The sequence below is a fragment of the Bizionia sediminis genome, assembly GCF_042684585.1.
Taxonomy (GTDB): domain Bacteria; phylum Bacteroidota; class Bacteroidia; order Flavobacteriales; family Flavobacteriaceae; genus Algorimicrobium; species Algorimicrobium sediminis.
On the sequence record NZ_JBHULS010000001.1, the window covers coordinates 666,783 to 683,117 of the forward strand.

17 protein-coding genes and 1 pseudogene are annotated in these 16,335 nt (G+C 37.3%); 10 read left to right on the forward strand and 8 right to left on the reverse strand.

Annotated elements, in window-relative coordinates:
- Positions 1-361, forward strand: a pseudogene (locus tag ACFSQP_RS02955) (hypothetical protein); the annotation flags it as partial.
- Positions 362-570: 209 nt separating this feature from the next.
- Here ACFSQP_RS02955 and ACFSQP_RS02960 read toward each other — a convergent pair.
- Positions 571-1,485 (reverse strand): sterol desaturase family protein, encoded by a 915-nt coding sequence (locus ACFSQP_RS02960; protein WP_376891644.1) that lies wholly within the window; start codon positions 1,483-1,485, stop codon positions 571-573.
- A gap of 56 nt (positions 1,486-1,541) precedes the next feature.
- Between ACFSQP_RS02960 and ACFSQP_RS02965 the strand changes: the two genes are divergently transcribed.
- From ACFSQP_RS02965 to ACFSQP_RS02975, 3 genes are read left to right on the forward strand one after another with little or no spacing between them, the layout of a single operon-like run.
- Positions 1,542-2,594 carry an o-succinylbenzoate synthase gene (locus ACFSQP_RS02965; RefSeq protein WP_376891646.1) on the forward strand — a complete coding sequence of 351 codons (1,053 nt, stop codon included), beginning with the start codon at positions 1,542-1,544 and terminating at the stop codon, positions 2,592-2,594.
- Positions 2,595-2,596: 2 nt separating this feature from the next.
- Positions 2,597-3,550, forward strand: a complete 954-nt coding sequence (locus ACFSQP_RS02970; RefSeq protein ID WP_376891647.1) for a CPBP family intramembrane glutamic endopeptidase — start codon at positions 2,597-2,599, stop codon at positions 3,548-3,550.
- 4 nt (positions 3,551-3,554) lie between these two features.
- A complete protein-coding gene (locus ACFSQP_RS02975; RefSeq protein ID WP_376891648.1) occupies positions 3,555-4,634 on the forward strand; it encodes an AMP-binding protein in 1,080 nt (359 codons plus the stop codon).
- A 45-nt stretch (positions 4,635-4,679) separates the two neighbouring features.
- Here ACFSQP_RS02975 and ACFSQP_RS02980 read toward each other — a convergent pair whose 3' ends face one another.
- The gene (locus tag ACFSQP_RS02980) at positions 4,680-5,936 is read right to left on the reverse strand and encodes an MFS transporter (protein WP_376891650.1); all 1,257 of its coding nucleotides are present in this window, start codon (positions 5,934-5,936) and stop codon (positions 4,680-4,682) included.
- Entirely contained in the window at positions 5,936-7,564 is a 1,629-nt protein-coding gene (locus tag ACFSQP_RS02985) for an acyl-CoA carboxylase subunit beta (RefSeq protein ID WP_376891651.1), read from the reverse strand. The genes ACFSQP_RS02980 and ACFSQP_RS02985 overlap by 1 nt, the downstream gene beginning before the upstream one ends.
- 155 nt (positions 7,565-7,719) lie before the next feature.
- Between ACFSQP_RS02985 and ACFSQP_RS02990 the strand changes: the two genes are divergently transcribed.
- From ACFSQP_RS02990 to ACFSQP_RS03000, 3 genes are read left to right on the forward strand one after another with little or no spacing between them, the layout of a single operon-like run.
- Positions 7,720-8,268 (forward strand): NADPH-dependent FMN reductase, encoded by a 549-nt coding sequence (locus tag ACFSQP_RS02990; RefSeq protein WP_376891652.1) that lies wholly within the window; start codon positions 7,720-7,722, stop codon positions 8,266-8,268.
- Complete coding sequence (locus tag ACFSQP_RS02995) at positions 8,258-8,542, forward strand: GNAT family N-acetyltransferase (RefSeq protein ID WP_376891654.1); 285 nt, start codon at positions 8,258-8,260, stop codon at positions 8,540-8,542. The genes ACFSQP_RS02990 and ACFSQP_RS02995 overlap by 11 nt, the downstream gene beginning before the upstream one ends.
- A 16-nt stretch (positions 8,543-8,558) precedes the next feature.
- Positions 8,559-8,996: a MarR family winged helix-turn-helix transcriptional regulator gene (locus tag ACFSQP_RS03000; protein WP_376891656.1), complete on the forward strand. Its 438-nt coding sequence runs from the start codon at positions 8,559-8,561 to the stop codon at positions 8,994-8,996.
- Between the two features lie 69 nt (positions 8,997-9,065).
- On the opposite strand, the gene ACFSQP_RS03005 is transcribed toward ACFSQP_RS03000, so the two are convergent.
- The gene (locus ACFSQP_RS03005) at positions 9,066-9,722 is read right to left on the reverse strand and encodes an endonuclease III domain-containing protein (RefSeq protein ID WP_376891658.1); all 657 of its coding nucleotides are present in this window, start codon (positions 9,720-9,722) and stop codon (positions 9,066-9,068) included.
- A gap of 41 nt (positions 9,723-9,763) precedes the next feature.
- On the opposite strand from ACFSQP_RS03005, the gene bcp reads away from it, so the two are divergent.
- Positions 9,764-10,216, forward strand: coding sequence for a thioredoxin-dependent thiol peroxidase (gene bcp / locus ACFSQP_RS03010; protein WP_376891660.1), 453 nt, complete (start codon positions 9,764-9,766; stop codon positions 10,214-10,216).
- 90 nt (positions 10,217-10,306) lie between these two features.
- Here bcp and ACFSQP_RS03015 read toward each other — a convergent pair whose 3' ends face one another.
- Both ACFSQP_RS03015 and ACFSQP_RS03020 read right to left on the reverse strand, forming a co-directional pair.
- Positions 10,307-10,549: a hypothetical protein gene (locus tag ACFSQP_RS03015; RefSeq protein ID WP_376891662.1), complete on the reverse strand. Its 243-nt coding sequence runs from the start codon at positions 10,547-10,549 to the stop codon at positions 10,307-10,309.
- Positions 10,550-10,777: 228 nt separating this feature from the next.
- On the reverse strand, positions 10,778-11,818 hold the full coding sequence (locus tag ACFSQP_RS03020; protein WP_376891663.1) for a formimidoylglutamase: 1,041 nt from the start codon (positions 11,816-11,818) through the stop codon (positions 10,778-10,780).
- Between the two features lie 128 nt (positions 11,819-11,946).
- Between ACFSQP_RS03020 and ACFSQP_RS03025 the strand changes: the two genes are divergently transcribed.
- Positions 11,947-12,831, forward strand: a complete 885-nt coding sequence (locus ACFSQP_RS03025) for a chromosome partitioning protein ParA (RefSeq protein ID WP_376891664.1) — start codon at positions 11,947-11,949, stop codon at positions 12,829-12,831.
- Between the two features lie 95 nt (positions 12,832-12,926).
- Here the strand turns inward: ACFSQP_RS03025 and hutI are convergent, their stop codons facing one another.
- Together hutI and fumC are read right to left on the reverse strand one after the other, a co-directional pair.
- Entirely contained in the window at positions 12,927-14,165 is a 1,239-nt protein-coding gene (hutI, locus tag ACFSQP_RS03030; protein WP_376891666.1) for an imidazolonepropionase, read from the reverse strand.
- Positions 14,166-14,342: 177 nt separating this feature from the next.
- Positions 14,343-15,743 carry a class II fumarate hydratase gene (fumC, locus tag ACFSQP_RS03035; RefSeq protein ID WP_376891668.1) on the reverse strand — a complete coding sequence of 467 codons (1,401 nt, stop codon included), beginning with the start codon at positions 15,741-15,743 and terminating at the stop codon, positions 14,343-14,345.
- A 315-nt stretch (positions 15,744-16,058) separates the two neighbouring features.
- Between fumC and ACFSQP_RS03040 the strand changes: the two genes are divergently transcribed.
- The gene (locus ACFSQP_RS03040) at positions 16,059-16,244 is read left to right on the forward strand and encodes a hypothetical protein (protein ID WP_376891669.1); all 186 of its coding nucleotides are present in this window, start codon (positions 16,059-16,061) and stop codon (positions 16,242-16,244) included.
- Positions 16,245-16,335 lie beyond the last annotated feature (91 nt).

Consider the following 16,335-nt stretch of genomic DNA (forward strand, 5'->3'; position numbering starts at 1 on the left):
CCAAGAAGGTGCTTTTATAGATTTACTACAAAGCAAGTTTTTCGTACCTACGGACAAGGGGTATAAACCCCTTGCAATCAGCAAAAAACTCCAAAACTGGCACGAATTAGATTTTGCAGAATTTTTAAAAGAATTGGAAAAGGCCCGTAAAAAAGAGGCGAAAAACGCCAACAAGGGGTATAAACCCCTTGCATTACCAGAACAAGCCGAATGGATGCAGTACTTCAACGAGCAAAAGCAAAAAGCCACCGAATTAAAATCAGAAATTGAGAAAACAGACAAAGAAATCGATGCCATGGTGTATGCTTTATATGGCTTAACTGATGATGAGATTCAAATTGTAGAAGAAGCAACTCAATAAAAAGCGTCTTGCCAACCCTCACATTTGAATTAAATAACAAACACTACCAAACCAAGCTGCACGAGAAAAGCACTATGCGCAACAACGCATATAACTTATAGTGAGTTATTTGCTTAATTAAAAGTAAAGAAAACCGTTAGTAGTTCTTATAAAATAAAACGTGCCACTACGCGCGTTAATCTGCCACTAAAAAAGACAGGTGTTTGGTGTTATTTAGCTTTGTTTTCAGAAGCTACCGTTTGCCTATTTAACCATTTTTTTCTTAAATCGGTACTTAAATTACCCGTACCATCGTGCCGCCAACCGGGCGGTTTAATAAAGTATAGCAACCTATTTTTAACCGATTTCTTTCCTGAAAAAACATCTGTAAACATGGAAACCCATTCAAAAAAAGCAACTTTTACCGGGTTATAAGTTTGAATATCCTGTACCAAGCCGTACACCACTTTTTCGGTATTTAATTCTGCTTGAAATGTGCCAAAAAGTTTGTCCCAGATTATTAAAATTCCAGCGTGGTTTCTATCTAAATATAGGGGGTTACTTCCGTGATGAACGCGGTGGTGCGACGGTGTATTAAATATGCTTTCAAACCATTTTGGTAGTGTTTTAACCGCTTCGGTATGAATCCAAAATTGGTATAACAAACTAACAGACATTTGAAATAAAATCATGCCTGGGTGGAATCCAATTAAGGGCAGCCACAACCAAAATATAAAAGAAAAAAAACCACCAGACCAAGTTTGGCGTAACGCCGTGCTTAAATTATAATGCTTGGAAGAGTGATGCACCACATGCGACGCCCAGAAAAATCTGTTTTCATGCGATATGCGGTGAAACCAATAATACGAAAAATCGTCTGCAAAAAACAGCAATACAAAACTCCACCAAGTAGCAGGAATGGTAAATAACCGGAAGTTATTGTAAACCCAGAAAAAGGCTAAAAGTACAAGCGCTTTACTTGCAAAGCCAATAAAAACATTTCCCAAGCCCATGGTTATGGACGTTAACGCATCTTTAGTTTCGTAAGTTTTTATTCCTTGTTTTAGGGTTACATAAAGTTCTAAAAACATAGCCAAAACAAAAAGCGGTATGGCGTATAAAATAATATTTGGAAATTCGGGCATAGGCTTTGGTTAAGTGCTGTAAATTACAAAATAATTTGAGTATTTTTGGCATTACTATGAAAGCAACTTATTACAAATATACGCTTAACTTTAAACAAGCAAGCGGTACCTCCCGCGGTGTTTTAAAAACAAAAGAAACCTGGTTTATTGTTATCGAAAAAAATGGCCAACGGGGTATTGGCGAATGTGGTATTCTGCGCGGGTTGAGTGCAGATGATGTGCCAAACTACGAAGAAACGCTTAAATGGACTTGTGCTCATATTAATGAGGGATTGGCTGCTTTGTATAACCAACTTGAGGCATTTCCAAGCATTCAGTTTGGTTTGGAAATGGCTTTTAAGTCTTTAGAATCGGAAACCCCTTTTCACTTATTTCCTTCAAACTTTACCGCCAATAAAGAGGCCATACCCATTAACGGGTTAATTTGGATGGGAACAAAGGATTTTATGAAACAGCAAATTGAAGCCAAAATTGCGGCAGGTTTCAATTGTATTAAAATGAAAATTGGCGCAATTGATTTTGAAGCAGAACTAGAGTTACTGAAATTTATAAGAAGTCAGTTTTCGCCGTCCGATATAGAACTTCGCGTGGATGCAAATGGCGCGTTTTCCGAAACCGAAGCACTTCAGAAACTACACCAACTAGCCGCATTTAAGTTGCATAGTATTGAGCAACCTATTAAGGCAGGACAGGCCGAGGCTTTGGCTGCATTGTGCGAAAAAACGCCTTTACCAATAGCCCTGGATGAAGAGTTAATAGGTGTTTTTAAAGAGCAACAAAAAGCAGCTCTTTTAAGGCACATTAAACCGCAATACATCATTTTAAAACCCAGTCTTATTGGTGGTTGGAAAGGAAGTGAATCTTGGATAAAACATGCCGAAAACAACCAAATAGGATGGTGGGTTACCAGCGCTTTAGAAAGTAATGTGGGCCTAAATGCTATTGCACAGTGGACTTTTACCTTGCAGAGCAACATGCCACAAGGTTTGGGTACGGGTAGTTTATTTACAAATAATTTTGATAGCCCATTAACAGTTAAAAATGGCTGTTTGTTTTATGATACGCATACAAATTGGCATGTTAATTTTAATGAATTAAAAAACGTATAACCATGTATATAGAACAAGCATATAAAGGTTTGCACGATTGGTGGCGTTATGTTTTAGGCTTACTACTTATTATTATTGCCGTGTTTTTAGGGCAGATTCCTTTAACGATTGCCTTCTTTTTTAAAGCTTGGCAAAATGGCGATGAGTTAACACTACTGAACGAACAAAATATAATGAGTTTGCTGGAACCAAACTTAAACCTATTTCTGATGTTACTGTCCTTTGCCGCAGGTTTGGTAGGACTTTTTTTTGTTGTAAAGCAAGTTCATGAACAATCGCTTGTATCGGTAACAACAGCACGCCCAAAAATGGACTGGAGGCGTGTGTGGTTTGCTTTTTTGCTATGGGGTATTATTTCTACTAGCTTTATTGTGCTGGATTTTTATGTAACGCCAGAAAATTACGTTTTAAACTTCAACGTGGTACCATTTATTATTTTGTGTGTTATAGCGGTTGTTATGATTCCTTTACAAACAAGTTTTGAGGAATACCTTTTTCGAGGGTATTTAATGCAAGGTATTGGTGTGGTTACCAAAACGAAATGGATACCGTTGTTAACGACTTCTGTTGTTTTTGGATTGCTTCATATTGCGAATCCCGAAATAGACCAATTGGGTTATGTGGTTATGGTGTACTACATAGGCACCGGATTGTTTTTAGGAATTATGACACTCATGGACGACGGCATGGAATTGGCTCTAGGCTTTCATGCCGCAAACAATTTGTTTACCGCTTTGTTGGTTACCGCCGACTGGACAGCTTTTCAAACGCATTCACTTTTTAAAGATGTATCGGAACCTGAAGTTGCAGGCTTTATGGATGTTTTTATGCCTGTGTTTGTGGTGTTTCCAATTATTTTATTTGTTTTTTCGAAAAAATATAAATGGACTAATTGGCAATCAAAGCTTATAGGGCCTGTTCAAAAACCCATTCAAAACGACAACCAAAACGTCTAGGAGTATGAGTACTTTTGCCGCAAATGTACACAAGGATTTTCAGTTTAATGGCTACGCTTACACGCGTAAAACCTTACAGGAATTAGCTTATGAACTCGTTAAGGAAGGTAATGACTTCGAAATACCTATTGGCCAATTTATAAGCGACTGGTTAGACCAATCGGCAACTATTACCGTGCAAACTTCTGGGTCTACAGGAAAACCTAAAACAATAAGTTTGAAAAAGCAATACATGGTAGAATCGGCCCTTACCACGGGACGTTTTTTCCATTTAGAGCCAAAAAGCCAAGCACTTTTATGTTTGCCTGCTACTACCATTGCCGGCAAGATGATGTTGGTACGCGCAATGGTTTTAGGATGGCATTTGGACAGTATTCCTCCAAAAAAGGATTTGGAAATAAACGCCAAAAAAGCCTACACTTTTGCGGCCATGATACCCTTGCAATTGCAAGCAAACAGGCACAAGCTAAACAATATTGAAACCCTAATTGTTGGGGGTGCGCCCATGTCGGCAGAATTAAAAAGCAGTATTCAAACACTTAAAACAAAAGTTTTTGAAACCTATGGCATGACAGAAACGGTAAGCCATATTGCAGTAAAACAAAGCAATCATGTGGAAGCTAAAAAAAATGAAAATTTATTTCAAGTTTTACCTGGAATAACCATTTCACAGGACTCCAGAGGGTGTTTGGTTATTGATGCTGAAAAAATTACAAACCAAAAAATTATAACAAACGATGTGGTAACCTGTTATTCGCCAACAACTTTTGAATGGCTTGGAAGAGCGGATTATGCTATAAATTCTGGAGGCGTAAAAATACATCCAGAAGTTGTTGAGCGCATTTTGGCACCTTCCATATCCAACCGATTTTTTATCACTTCCGTACCAGATAAAAGTTTAGGCGAACGTGTTATTATGGTTGTAGAAGGCGACAAGCAGCTTATAGATGCGCGTATTTTTTCTGAATTAAAAAAGCACGAAATTCCAAAAGATATTTTATTTACAAAAGCGTTTCAAGAAACACATTCGGGAAAAGTACAGCGCAAGCAAACTTTAGAAGCGGCCAAAAAAAATGCTGTGTAAAATCAGCTTCAAAACCTGACACATAGAGCCAAATAGCTTTTAGAACTATGTTTTGCGTGCACTAATTTTATGAAACCATAGGGCGGCACAAAGTCCAATGCCAGAAATAAGAGCCATAACCATAAATAAATGTCTGTGACCCAATGGGCCAGGCGAGCCGTCCAGTAACAACCCAATTAAAGGGCCCGCAAAAATATCTGGCGTGTAGCCAACAAGCGAAATAAAACCAACCGCTGTGCCGGTAAGAGCCATAGGGATATTGGCTTGATTAAAGGTAGCAAAGTATAAAACACGAGCTGCGTAAACGCCCAAAGCCATGATGCTAATAGAAAGGAGAAATAAAAAAGTTTCCTGACTATTTATGACTGCAGTTGAAAAAACAAGGCTTGTAACCAGCATGCATATAAAACCAATTATAAGCCATAAGGATGCTTTGGTTTTATCGGCCAACATACCAATAACAAAACCAATAATGGGTCGTAAATACAGCAAAAAAGTTCCTATTTGTGCCGATTCAATGTCATTATAAGCCATAACATCTTTCGCGTAAAGACTAAACACATCGGTCATTTTATAACCAAAGTACGCGCATAAAATAATAATCATAAGTAGCCATACAGTGGGTAGCCTTGTAAGCGTTTTAAAATCTTTAAAAGTAAGCTTATGTTTGGTTTCAGTCCAGTTTTTTGATGGCGTATTGGAATTCAAGAAAAAATAAACGAAACAGCCAATAATGGCAACAAGGATGGAGGTAGCGTAAATAACATGCTTAAAGGCCAGTTGCTTATCAGCTGTGTTTGGTGTGCTAAAAAATGTTGCAAATAGCAACAAACCTAAAGTACCAAAAAGTGCGGCTGTTAAACCCCGACCACCATCCAAAAACCCGAAAGCGCGCCCTTGATGATTAGCACCGCCCCAAATTCGGGTCGCTTTAATCATAGCTGCCCAAAATAAAAAGATGGTTGTAAAGCCCCAAAAACCATATAACAGGTGCAGTGCGATAACAGACGGGTAGGAGGCAAGAAAAAAACCGCCTAAAGCCGTAAGCCAAAGTGCTACAGCCATGAGCAAGTTTGGTTTGTATTTATCTGCTAGTGGTCCACCAAACACATACGATGCAAAGGCAACAACACCATAAACAGAAAAACAACTGCCTAGTTCTGTATTGTTTATTGAAAATACATCTAAAAATGTAGGCCTGAATATGCGGGCTAAAACAAATGGCAAAACAAAAACAGCTTCACCCGCTAGTATTAGTAAAACAATATTAAATATGGATGAAGCTGTTTGTTTTTTCTGCATTACACCTGTAAAACGCCCATATTAAACGGTTTTTCAATAGGAGCATGGTTGGCGGCTTCTATACCCATACTAATCCATTTTCTGGTATCTAATGGGTCTATAATAGCATCTGTCCAAATACGCGAAGCGGCATAGTATGGCGACACTTGATTGTCGTACCTATCTTTAATTTCTTTATAAAGCGCTGCTTCTTTTTCGGCGGTAATATCTTCACCTTTTTTAAGTAATGAAGCCTTTTCTATTTGTAGTAATACTTTTGCAGCACTATTGCCACTCATTACGGCCAACTCGGCACTTGGCCAAGCAACTATAAGTCGGGGGTCGTAGGCTTTTCCGCACATGGCGTAATTACCAGCACCATAACTGTTGCCTAAAATGATTGTAAATTTAGGCACAACGCTATTACTTACGGCATTAACCATTTTAGCACCATCTTTTATAATACCGCTATGCTCACTTTTACTGCCTACCATAAAACCTGTAACATCTTGTAAGAAAACCAAAGGAATTTTTTTCTGGTTACAGTTGGCTATAAATCGCGTGGCTTTGTCGGCAGAGTCGTTGTAAATAACACCACCAAATTGCATTTCACCTTTAGCATTTTTAACCAGTTTTCGTTGGTTGGCTACTATGCCTACAGCCCAACCATCAATTCGGGCATAGCAGGTAATAATGGTTTGTCCGTACCCGGCTTTGTATTCTTCAAATTCGCTGTTATCTACTAAACGCTTTATTACCTCATACATATCGTATTGGTCGGCGCGCGATTTTGGTATAATACCATAAATATCCTCCGGATTTTCTTTTGGTTTTAAAGCATCTGTTCGGTTAAAACCAGCCTTGTCATAATCGCCTATTTTATCTACAATATTTTTAATTTTATCTAGTGCATCTTTATCGTCTGCGGCCTTATAGTCTGTAACGCCCGAAATTTCACAATGCGTTGTTGCGCCGCCCAAAGTTTCATTATCTATGGATTCGCCAATAGCCGCTTTTACTAAATAGCTACCCGCTAAAAAGATACTACCTGTTTTATCAACAATTAAAGCTTCATCGCTCATAATTGGTAAGTAAGCGCCACCGGCAACACAGCTTCCCATAACGGCCGCAATTTGCGTGATGCCCATACTACTCATAATGGCATTATTTCTAAAAATGCGTCCAAAATGTTCTTTGTCTGGAAAAATTTCATCCTGCATGGGCAGATAAACGCCAGCAGAGTCTACAAGATAAATTATGGGCAGTTTATTTTCAATGGCAATTTCTTGAGCACGTAAATTCTTTTTGGCCGTAATAGGAAACCAAGCACCCGCTTTTACCGTAGCGTCGTTGGCCACTACCAAACATTGTTTACCTTTTACATAACCTATTTTTACAACAACACCTCCAGACGGGCAGCCACCGTGATTGGGATACATATCGTCGCCAGCAAAGGCACCAATTTCAATCTGCGGTTTCTTGGCGTCCAATAAATAATCTATTCGCTCGCGCGCGGTTAGTTTTCCTTTAGCATGCTGTTTTTCAATGCTTTTTTTGCCACCTCCTAGTTTAACTTGGGCTAGGCGTTTTTTTAATTCGGAAAGTAGTAATTTATTATGATCTTCGTTTTTGTTGAAGTTTATGTCCATATAGTTTTTCTTTGGCGGTTATACGTTGGCACGAATTTACGAAAGTTGATCATGGTTTGAAAGTGAATATTTTGTTAAAATGCATTACATGGAAATAGTTTCCTTGGAAAATATAAAGTTGCTACAGTATATTTGTAAAAAATTAAATACTTTTTATGAAACAAATTATAGCATTTGCAGGCAGTAACAGTAAAACATCTATTAACAAGCAACTTGTGCAGTACGCTGCTACTTTGACAACAGACGCCAATTTTGAAGTGACTGTTTTGGATTTAAACGATTTTGAAATGCCTTTGTTTGGCGTTGATTTAGAAGCTTCCGAAGGCGTACCCGATACCGCACACAATTTATTGCATTACATTCAAAATGCTGATGGTATTATGTTAGCTTTAGCGGAGCACAACGGTGCTTACAGTGCTGTTTTTAAGAACGCATTCGATTGGATGTCGCGTATAAACGCCAAGATTTTTGCTAACAAACCCGTTATGTTAATGTCAGCTTCTCCAGGAGGTCGTGGTGGTGCATCTGTTTTGGCTATTGCAAAAGACCGATTTCCAAGACATGAGGCACGCTTAACAGCCGAATTTTCATTGCCATTTTTTGCCACAAATTTTGATGGCCAGCAAGTAACAGAACCGGCGCTTAAAACAGCATTACTTAATACTATTAACCAATTTAAAAACACGATATTACATGGAAATTAAACATCATAAAGAATCGGAAGGTGGTACGTTTTACGCAGAAGTAAATGGAAAGCGTCAAGCAGAAATGACATACACACTTAAAGCTAACGATACCGTAGATATTTACCACACCCATGTGGACGAGGCTTTGCAAGGCGAGGGTGTAGGCTATAAATTAGTGGCTGCCGCAGTTCAATTTTTGCGTCAAAACAACTTGAAAGCGGAAGCTAGTTGTTCATACGCCGCACATGTATTTAAGAAAAACAGGGAGGATTACGCAGATGTTCTTGTATAATTAATGCTTTAAAATTATGGGAGATCTTGCTAAAGATATTCAGTCGCGTTTTAATCATGACAAAATAAAGGCGCTTATTAATATTTTGTACACGGCAAATTGGCTTACTAATAAACAGAATGCGTTTTTTAAATCCTTCGATTTGTCGCCCCAGCAGTATAATATTTTGCGCATTTTAAAAGGAGCAGAAAAACCACTTAAAGCACAAACCATTAAGGAGCGCATGATTGAACGTGCGCCTAACGCGACGCGGTTAATGGATAAATTATCGGCTAAAAAATTGATAGAACGTAAGCCATGCGACAGCGACCGTCGTGTGGTTCATGTCCAGATAACAGAAAAAGGTTTGGCCTTATTACAAACCATTCCATCGGATTTTAACATACACTTATTAAGTAAATTAACCAATGATGAGGCCCAGCAATTAAGTAATTTATTGGATAAATTAAGGTAATATTTTAAACACAAGATGCCTGAATACAGAGGTTTAGCCCTTTTAAGGTATCTCTAATTTGGGTGCGTACTATTTTTTTTTAGCGTAATAAGCCTTAATAACCGATTTACGACCAATGGTTTTGGTAATAATATCTTTGTCTAGATCCCAACCACGAGCTGGAGAATATTCGCGGCCGTACCAAATAATTTGCAAATGCAAGTCGTTCCAATGTGCTTCTGGAAATAAGCGTTTGGCATCTTTTTCGGTTTGAACCACATTTTTGCCATTGGTAAAACCCCACCGGTACATAAGTCTGTGAATATGCGTATCCACAGGAAAAGCTGGAATGCCAAATGCTTGCGATAATACTACCGCAGCCGTTTTATGGCCTACTGCGGGTAACGCTTCTAAATCTTCATATGTTTTAGGAACTTTGCCTTGATGCTTGTCTATTAATATTTGCGAAAGGCCGTGAATGCCTTTACTTTTCATAGGAGACAAGCCCACAGGCTTTATAATTTCTCTAATGTCTGTAACCGATAGCTTAACCATATCGTAAGGATTGTCCGCTTTAGCAAAAAGCAATGGCGTAATTTGGTTAACACGAACATCTGTACTTTGTGCCGATAGTAAAACGGCTATTAGCAAGGTATATGGGTCTTTATGGTCCAGTGGTACAGGTATGGTTGGGTACAACTCCTTTAACGTTTTTATAACGAAATCTACCTTTTCTTGCTTGGTCATAAGTTGTATTTTTACGGAAATTGATTTTAAACAAAGATACTATGACAAATTTAAAACCGGGCGATAAAGCACCAGATTTTACGGCGAAGGATCAGGATGGAAATAGCATTTCATTAAGCGACTATAAAGGAAAAAAACTGGTGTTGTTTTTTTATCCAAAAGCCAGCACACCAGGTTGTACGGCTGAAGCGTGTAATTTAAGTGATAATTACAACCGTTTTCAAAGTGCAGGATACGCTATTTTAGGCGTAAGTGCCGATAGCGAAAAAAGACAAAGTAATTTTAAAAATAAATACCAATTTCCTTATCCGTTATTAGCCGATGAGGATAAATCTGTTATCGAAGCTTATGGCGTTTGGGGCCCGAAAAAGTTTATGGGTAAGGAATATGACGGTATTCATAGAACTACTTTTATTATTGATGAAAACGGACACATTGAGGACGTTATTACCAAGGTAAAAACCAAAGCACACACAGACCAGATTTTAGATTAAAAAGCACCAGCGGTCTGTTTAGGCCGCTTTTTTTGGCTGCATTACGCAAAAATCCAAAAGCGGATAATTTAACTTAAAATAGTTACCTAGTTATTTGTTTTCGTATATATGACCTTCTGTAAAATCTTTATACGCTTCTTTTTTACCCTTGGTTACGTAGGGAGAAGATTGGCTTAAACGGTCGTTTTCCTTTTTTAAAATAATAGACTTTCTGATACCTAAAATTAAAAGTATTAAGAAAAAAACAACTGTTATGCCCAGCACCATAACTATATTGGTTTGATCTATAAAAAGAGAGGTTGGGACAAGGTTTGTCCACCATGAAAATAACATAACAGTGTTTTTAGATTGGGTTAATAGCTTGTCAAATATAATGTATTTTGATTACTAATGTGTTAAAAGTGATAAGATTATGTGTTTTTTTTGATAACTTTTTAAACGATATGTTAATTTGTTCATGAAACAGTTACCTAATAAAAACATGTTTAACAAGTTAAGATTAGGTGCCTCACAGGTTTGTTAGGTTGCTTACACCGAATATAATTATTAAACGTATTTAATTTAATAGGTAGCGCCTACACGTGCAGCATAATGTCCTTTTATAAAATCGGTAATTAAATAAGCAAGCATTTTGCCCACTTGAGTGTCCGTTTCAGGTGTTGGAGCTGCTTCGCACAGGTGTAAATACATAGCGTGTTTAGATTGCGAAACCTTATGTACAAAATGTCTAGTTTTATTACTACTAAAACCCGACGGAGATTTGGCGCTGCTAGGCATATTTTGTATCGCATCGCAATCTATTTCAATCCCGTAGGGCTTACCTTGCATAAATAATAAAGCCCGTTTTATCTCCGATTTAAACTTTAAATCTTTTCTAATTTCTATAGCTTCAAATGTGTTATACTGAAAGTTACTGTTGGTATCTAGTTGTTTAAAAATAGCTTTAGAGGTATAATTTTCGTGCAGACCAAAAATGAAATAATTTTTTAAAAAGCCTTCAGAATAGGCATAACTAAAACCGTTGCCACTATGTCTTCCTTCTTCAGCCCTTAAATCTGTATGCGCATCAAAATTTATTACATTCAATGGTTTTTTTAAGGCTAAAGAAGTTCCTTTTATGTTGCCATAAGCGTTATTATGCCCGCCACCTATTACAATAGGCGTTTTTCCGGCAGCAACAATTTGTGTTACTAATTCCGCCACATGGTTGTCTATTTTAGCCACCAGTTTTCGGGACTTTTGTAAATCCTTGGGATTGTTTTTATCAAAATTTGCGAGTTTGGCTGTATAGCTGGAAAAATCTAAATACCCCAATATTAATACGTTTTTAGCAAGTGTAAATTGGTTGCTCTGGATGTTTAATAAAGCCTTTAAGCAGGCGTGCCATGCTCCAGCGGTACCATGGTTGCCTAAATTAGCAAAAACGCCCAAATCCTCTGGAATACCAAAAATTACATATTGAACATCTAAATTTTTTAAATCGTCGTATATATTAGTAATTTGGTTTAAATAGCTAATATGTTCACCAAATTTAGACTCGCCAGCACGTTTGTTTAGGTAGTTTTCGCGGTCTAATTCATTAAATAAAACTAATTTACTCATAAGTATGGTTTTAAGCTGCCATAAAAGTAGGTTTTATTTGAAACTTTGAAAACAAAACCAGTTAAAAGCTTCTTGCAAAGGTTGCTAAAAAATAATAATTCGATAAAAATAAATAAAAAAACAAGTTTATGGAAAGTAACAAAACTTCAACAGGATTTAAAATAGCTTTGGTAATTGCCCTGATACTATTTGTGGGTACCGGCATATATACAGCACAACTTTACAAAGAAAAACAAGAAACTGAAGCCCAATTATTGGAAGAAAAAAATATGGTAATGACAGATTTAACTAATATGGCCAAACAATATGATAAGGCTATTAGTGAAAATGCCATTTCGAACGATAAGTTAGTTGCAGCTAAAAGCCGTATTGAGGGTTTAATAGACTCTATTAAAGTGGCAGAAACAAATGTTAAAAGTCTTTATAGGTATAAATCCAAGTTTTTAGCACTTCAAAAAGAAATGGACGTGTTACTAACAGAAAATGATCGTTTAAAAACCGAAAATCAACAGCTGTCTAGTTCGTTGGACAGCACCAAAATTCGTTTGGAGCAACGTACTATGTTTACAGACTCCTTGTTAGTTCAGAATACAGAATTAGCCAAAGTAGTAAGTAAGGCCTCTGTATTAGGCGCGGTTGGTTTAGAAGGTTATGGGGTTATTGTTAGAAATTCTGGAAAGTTAATACCTACAGAAAGCGCTAGACGCTCCGATAAAATTCGAATATGCTTTACAGTACCAAGTAACACACTGGTAAAAAGTGGTGATCAAGAATTGTATGTTCAGGTAATTAACCCTAAAAATAATACCCTTGGTGTAAATGAACAAATTGCGTTTGGTGAAAAAATATTAAACTACAGTTTGGTAAGTAAATTTTATTATGAAAATGCGAGTTTGGATATATGCGAGTTTATAGCACAAAACAACGACGCCGATTTTGAGAAAGGCCGTTACATAGTAAATGTTTTCAATCAGCAGGATTTGGTAGCCACATCTAGCTTTACCTTGGATTAATACCTATATACCTAAACGTTTATAGTATCCTTTACTAAAAAAACCCACGCATAATTCGTGGGTTTTTTAGTAATTAAAAAGAGACCATATCCGTTTTAATTTGCTTTAACACCGTTAATAAGGACGGTTTCTATATGGTTGTCGCCAAAAGCATAGGGTAAAAAGGCATAACTAGGAATGGGTTTTGTAATAATAAGGTTGGCTTTTTTTCCGCGTGTTATGCTTCCATACATGTTACTAACGCCCATGGCATAAGCGCCGTTTATGGTAGCAGCGTTTATAGCTTCTTCTGGAGTAAGTTTCATTTTTATACAGGCCGTACTAACTACAAAATTCATATTGCCGCTTGGTGTAGACCCTGGATTATAATCTGAAGCCAAGGCTAGAGGCAATCCAGCATCTATTAATTTTCGTCCTGGTGTATAAGGAATGCTTAAAAAATAAGAGCAACTAGGCAGAGCAACCGGCATGGTGTTACTTTGTTGTAAATGCTTAATATCTGCGTCTTGTAGTTCTTCTAAATGATCTACAGATAGCGCATTATTTTTTACGGCCACCTCAATACCACCAAAGGCATTAAATTGATTAACATGAATTTTAGGTGTTAAACCGTGCATTGTACCAGCTTCCAAAATACGTTGTGTATCGGTTAAATTGAAGTAGCCTTTTTCGCAAAAAACATCAATGTATTTGGCTAGTTGCTCATTGGCAACACGCGGAATTAGTTCATTTATTATTAAATCTACATAAGCAGTTTTGTTATTCTTATAGGCTGTTGGAACGGCATGTGCTGCCAAAAGGGTTGCTTTTATTTTAACAGAAAAGTCGCGTTTTAGACGTTTAATAACCCGAAGCATTTTAAGTTCTGCCTCAACGGTAAGTCCATAACCCGATTTTATTTCAATAGCACCAGTTCCTTGGGCTATAACCTGTTTTAGTCTGTTAGCCGATTGTTGGTATAAATCTTCTTCGGAGGTGTTTTGTAATTTTTCGGCAGAATTTAAAATACCGCCACCACGGTTGGCAATGTCCTCGTAACTTAAGCCATTAATTCTATCCACAAATTCTTGCTCTCTGTTTCCTGCATAAACAATATGTGTATGCGAATCGCACCAAGCAGGTAAAACAAGCTTTCCTGTAGCATCTATAATGGTATCGGCATCTATATTTTTGCAGTCGTCCATACTACCAAATCCGACTATGGTATCGTCGTCTAATAATAAATACGCATTTTTTATGGTAGGTAAATGGCGCATGTTAGTTCCGGAAACTTTAGGGATACTAGTTTCTCTAACCTGAAGTAATTCTTGTATATTTTTTATAAGTGTTGTCATACCCATGTTTTTTTCAAAGTTCTTTAATTTTTAGCTAATAAAAAAACGGCTGCTGGCTTGGATACACTTTTTACCTAGTATAAAAGCTTTACAGTAAAAAAAAAAAAAGAGGAAAATACGATGTATTTTCCTCTTTTGGTTTTAAAAAGTTTATATGCTTATGGCGTAAATAGTGGTTTATTTACCCATGTTTCCAATCATGTTTTCTGGTCTTACCCAAGCGTCATATTCATCGGCTGTTACATAGCCTAAATTAACCGCTTCTTCTTTTAATGTTGTACCATTTTTATGTGCCGTGTTGGCAATTTCGGCCGCTTTGTAATAACCTATTTTGGTGTTTAACGCTGTTACTAACATAAGCGAGTTGTTAAGCAATTGTTTAATAACCTCGTGGTTAGGTTCAATGCCACTGGCACAGTGCGTATTAAAGCTCATGCAGGCATCGCCTAATAGTTGCGCAGATTGCAACACATTGGCTGCCATAATAGGTTTAAATACGTTTAATTCGTAATGGCCTTGTGCACCCCCAACACTTACCGCAACGTCATTACCCATAACTTGAGCACATACCATGGTTAAAGCTTCGCATTGTGTAGGATTAACTTTCCCAGGCATAATAGAACTACCTGGCTCGTTAGCAGGTATGGTAATTTCGCCAATGCCCGAACGTGGTCCAGAAGCCATCATACGAATATCGTTGGCAATTTTATTTAAAGAAACTGCTAGCTGTTTTAAAGCGCCGTGAGTTTCTACTAAAGCATCGTGCGCGGCCAAGGCTTCAAATTTATTGGGAGCTGTTATAAATGGTAATTCTGTAAAATCGGCTATATATTTTGCCACTAATTCGGCATAACCTTCTGGTGTGTTAAGGCCAGTTCCAACGGCAGTTCCGCCTAAAGCTAATTCCGAAAGGTGTGGTAGGGTATTTTCTAAAGCTTTTAAGCCGTGGTCTAGCTGCGATACATAGCCAGAAAATTCCTGCCCTAAAGTAAGTGGTGTGGCATCCATTAAATGTGTACGACCTATTTTTACAACATCTTTAAAAGCTATCGATTTTTCGTGAAGGGTATTTCGTAAGGCAATAATTCCCGGTATGGTTGTTTCTACAATTTTTTTGTAGGCAGCAATGTGCATGCCAGTAGGGAAGGTATCGTTGGATGATTGCGATTTGTTTACATCATCGTTTGGTTGAATGGTTTTTTCGCCTTCACCTATAGTTTTACCGGCCAATTGGTGTGCCCGGTTGGCAATAACTTCGTTCACATTCATATTACTTTGTGTACCCGAACCCGTTTGCCAAATAACAAGAGGAAATTGGTTGTCGTGCATACCCGACAAGATTTCGTCGCATACTTGGGCTATTAAGTCGCGCTTTTCTTCCGAAAGTACACCTAAATCGCAATTGGTATAGGCAGCAGCTTTTTTTAAGTACGCAAAGCCATATATTATTTCAAGTGGCATGGAGCCTGCCGCGCCTATCTTAAAATTGTTTCTCGACCGTTCTGTTTGGGCACCCCAAAGTTTGTCTGCCGGCACCTTAACGGTACCCATAGTATCTTTTTCTGTTCTGTATGTCATAATTTGGAAGAATTGAAATTAATATCGTAACAAAATTACAATTTTATTGACTAATGAACTGCTGCAATTACACATAATTATGGTATTAATGTTTTCTAAAAAATAAGACGTCTGGAAAATTTAGAAGTATTTTTAATGGCGTGTATTTTGGTAAACGCTGTGAAAACTTGATACAAAAGATAGCAGGCTAATAAACCAACCAAACTAGTAGCAGGTGTAACTTTTTTTAATTTTTAGTGTGAATAAATTGCGCAACAACTATTGTAAAACTAAACTCTTTATGTTATCTTTGCAACATAACTGAAACACAAAAACATGTTTGAATTTGACCAATATTTAGGATTTTTAGCATTTTTAACCATTTTGACCATTGGTTTTTGGTTAATGATTTTTTTATTGACATTTGTTGTACCGTATTGGCTAGGTGGTGCTTTATTGGAGCGTTTTAAAGAAATGCGCGAGGAGAAAAAAGCGAAACAACAAAAATCTTTAGAGTCTTAAAAAACGTGTAACGTATATACTAAAACGCCTGATTAAACAATCAGGCGTTTTTTTTATTCTTATTTTATAATTGGATTCCTATTAATGGTAA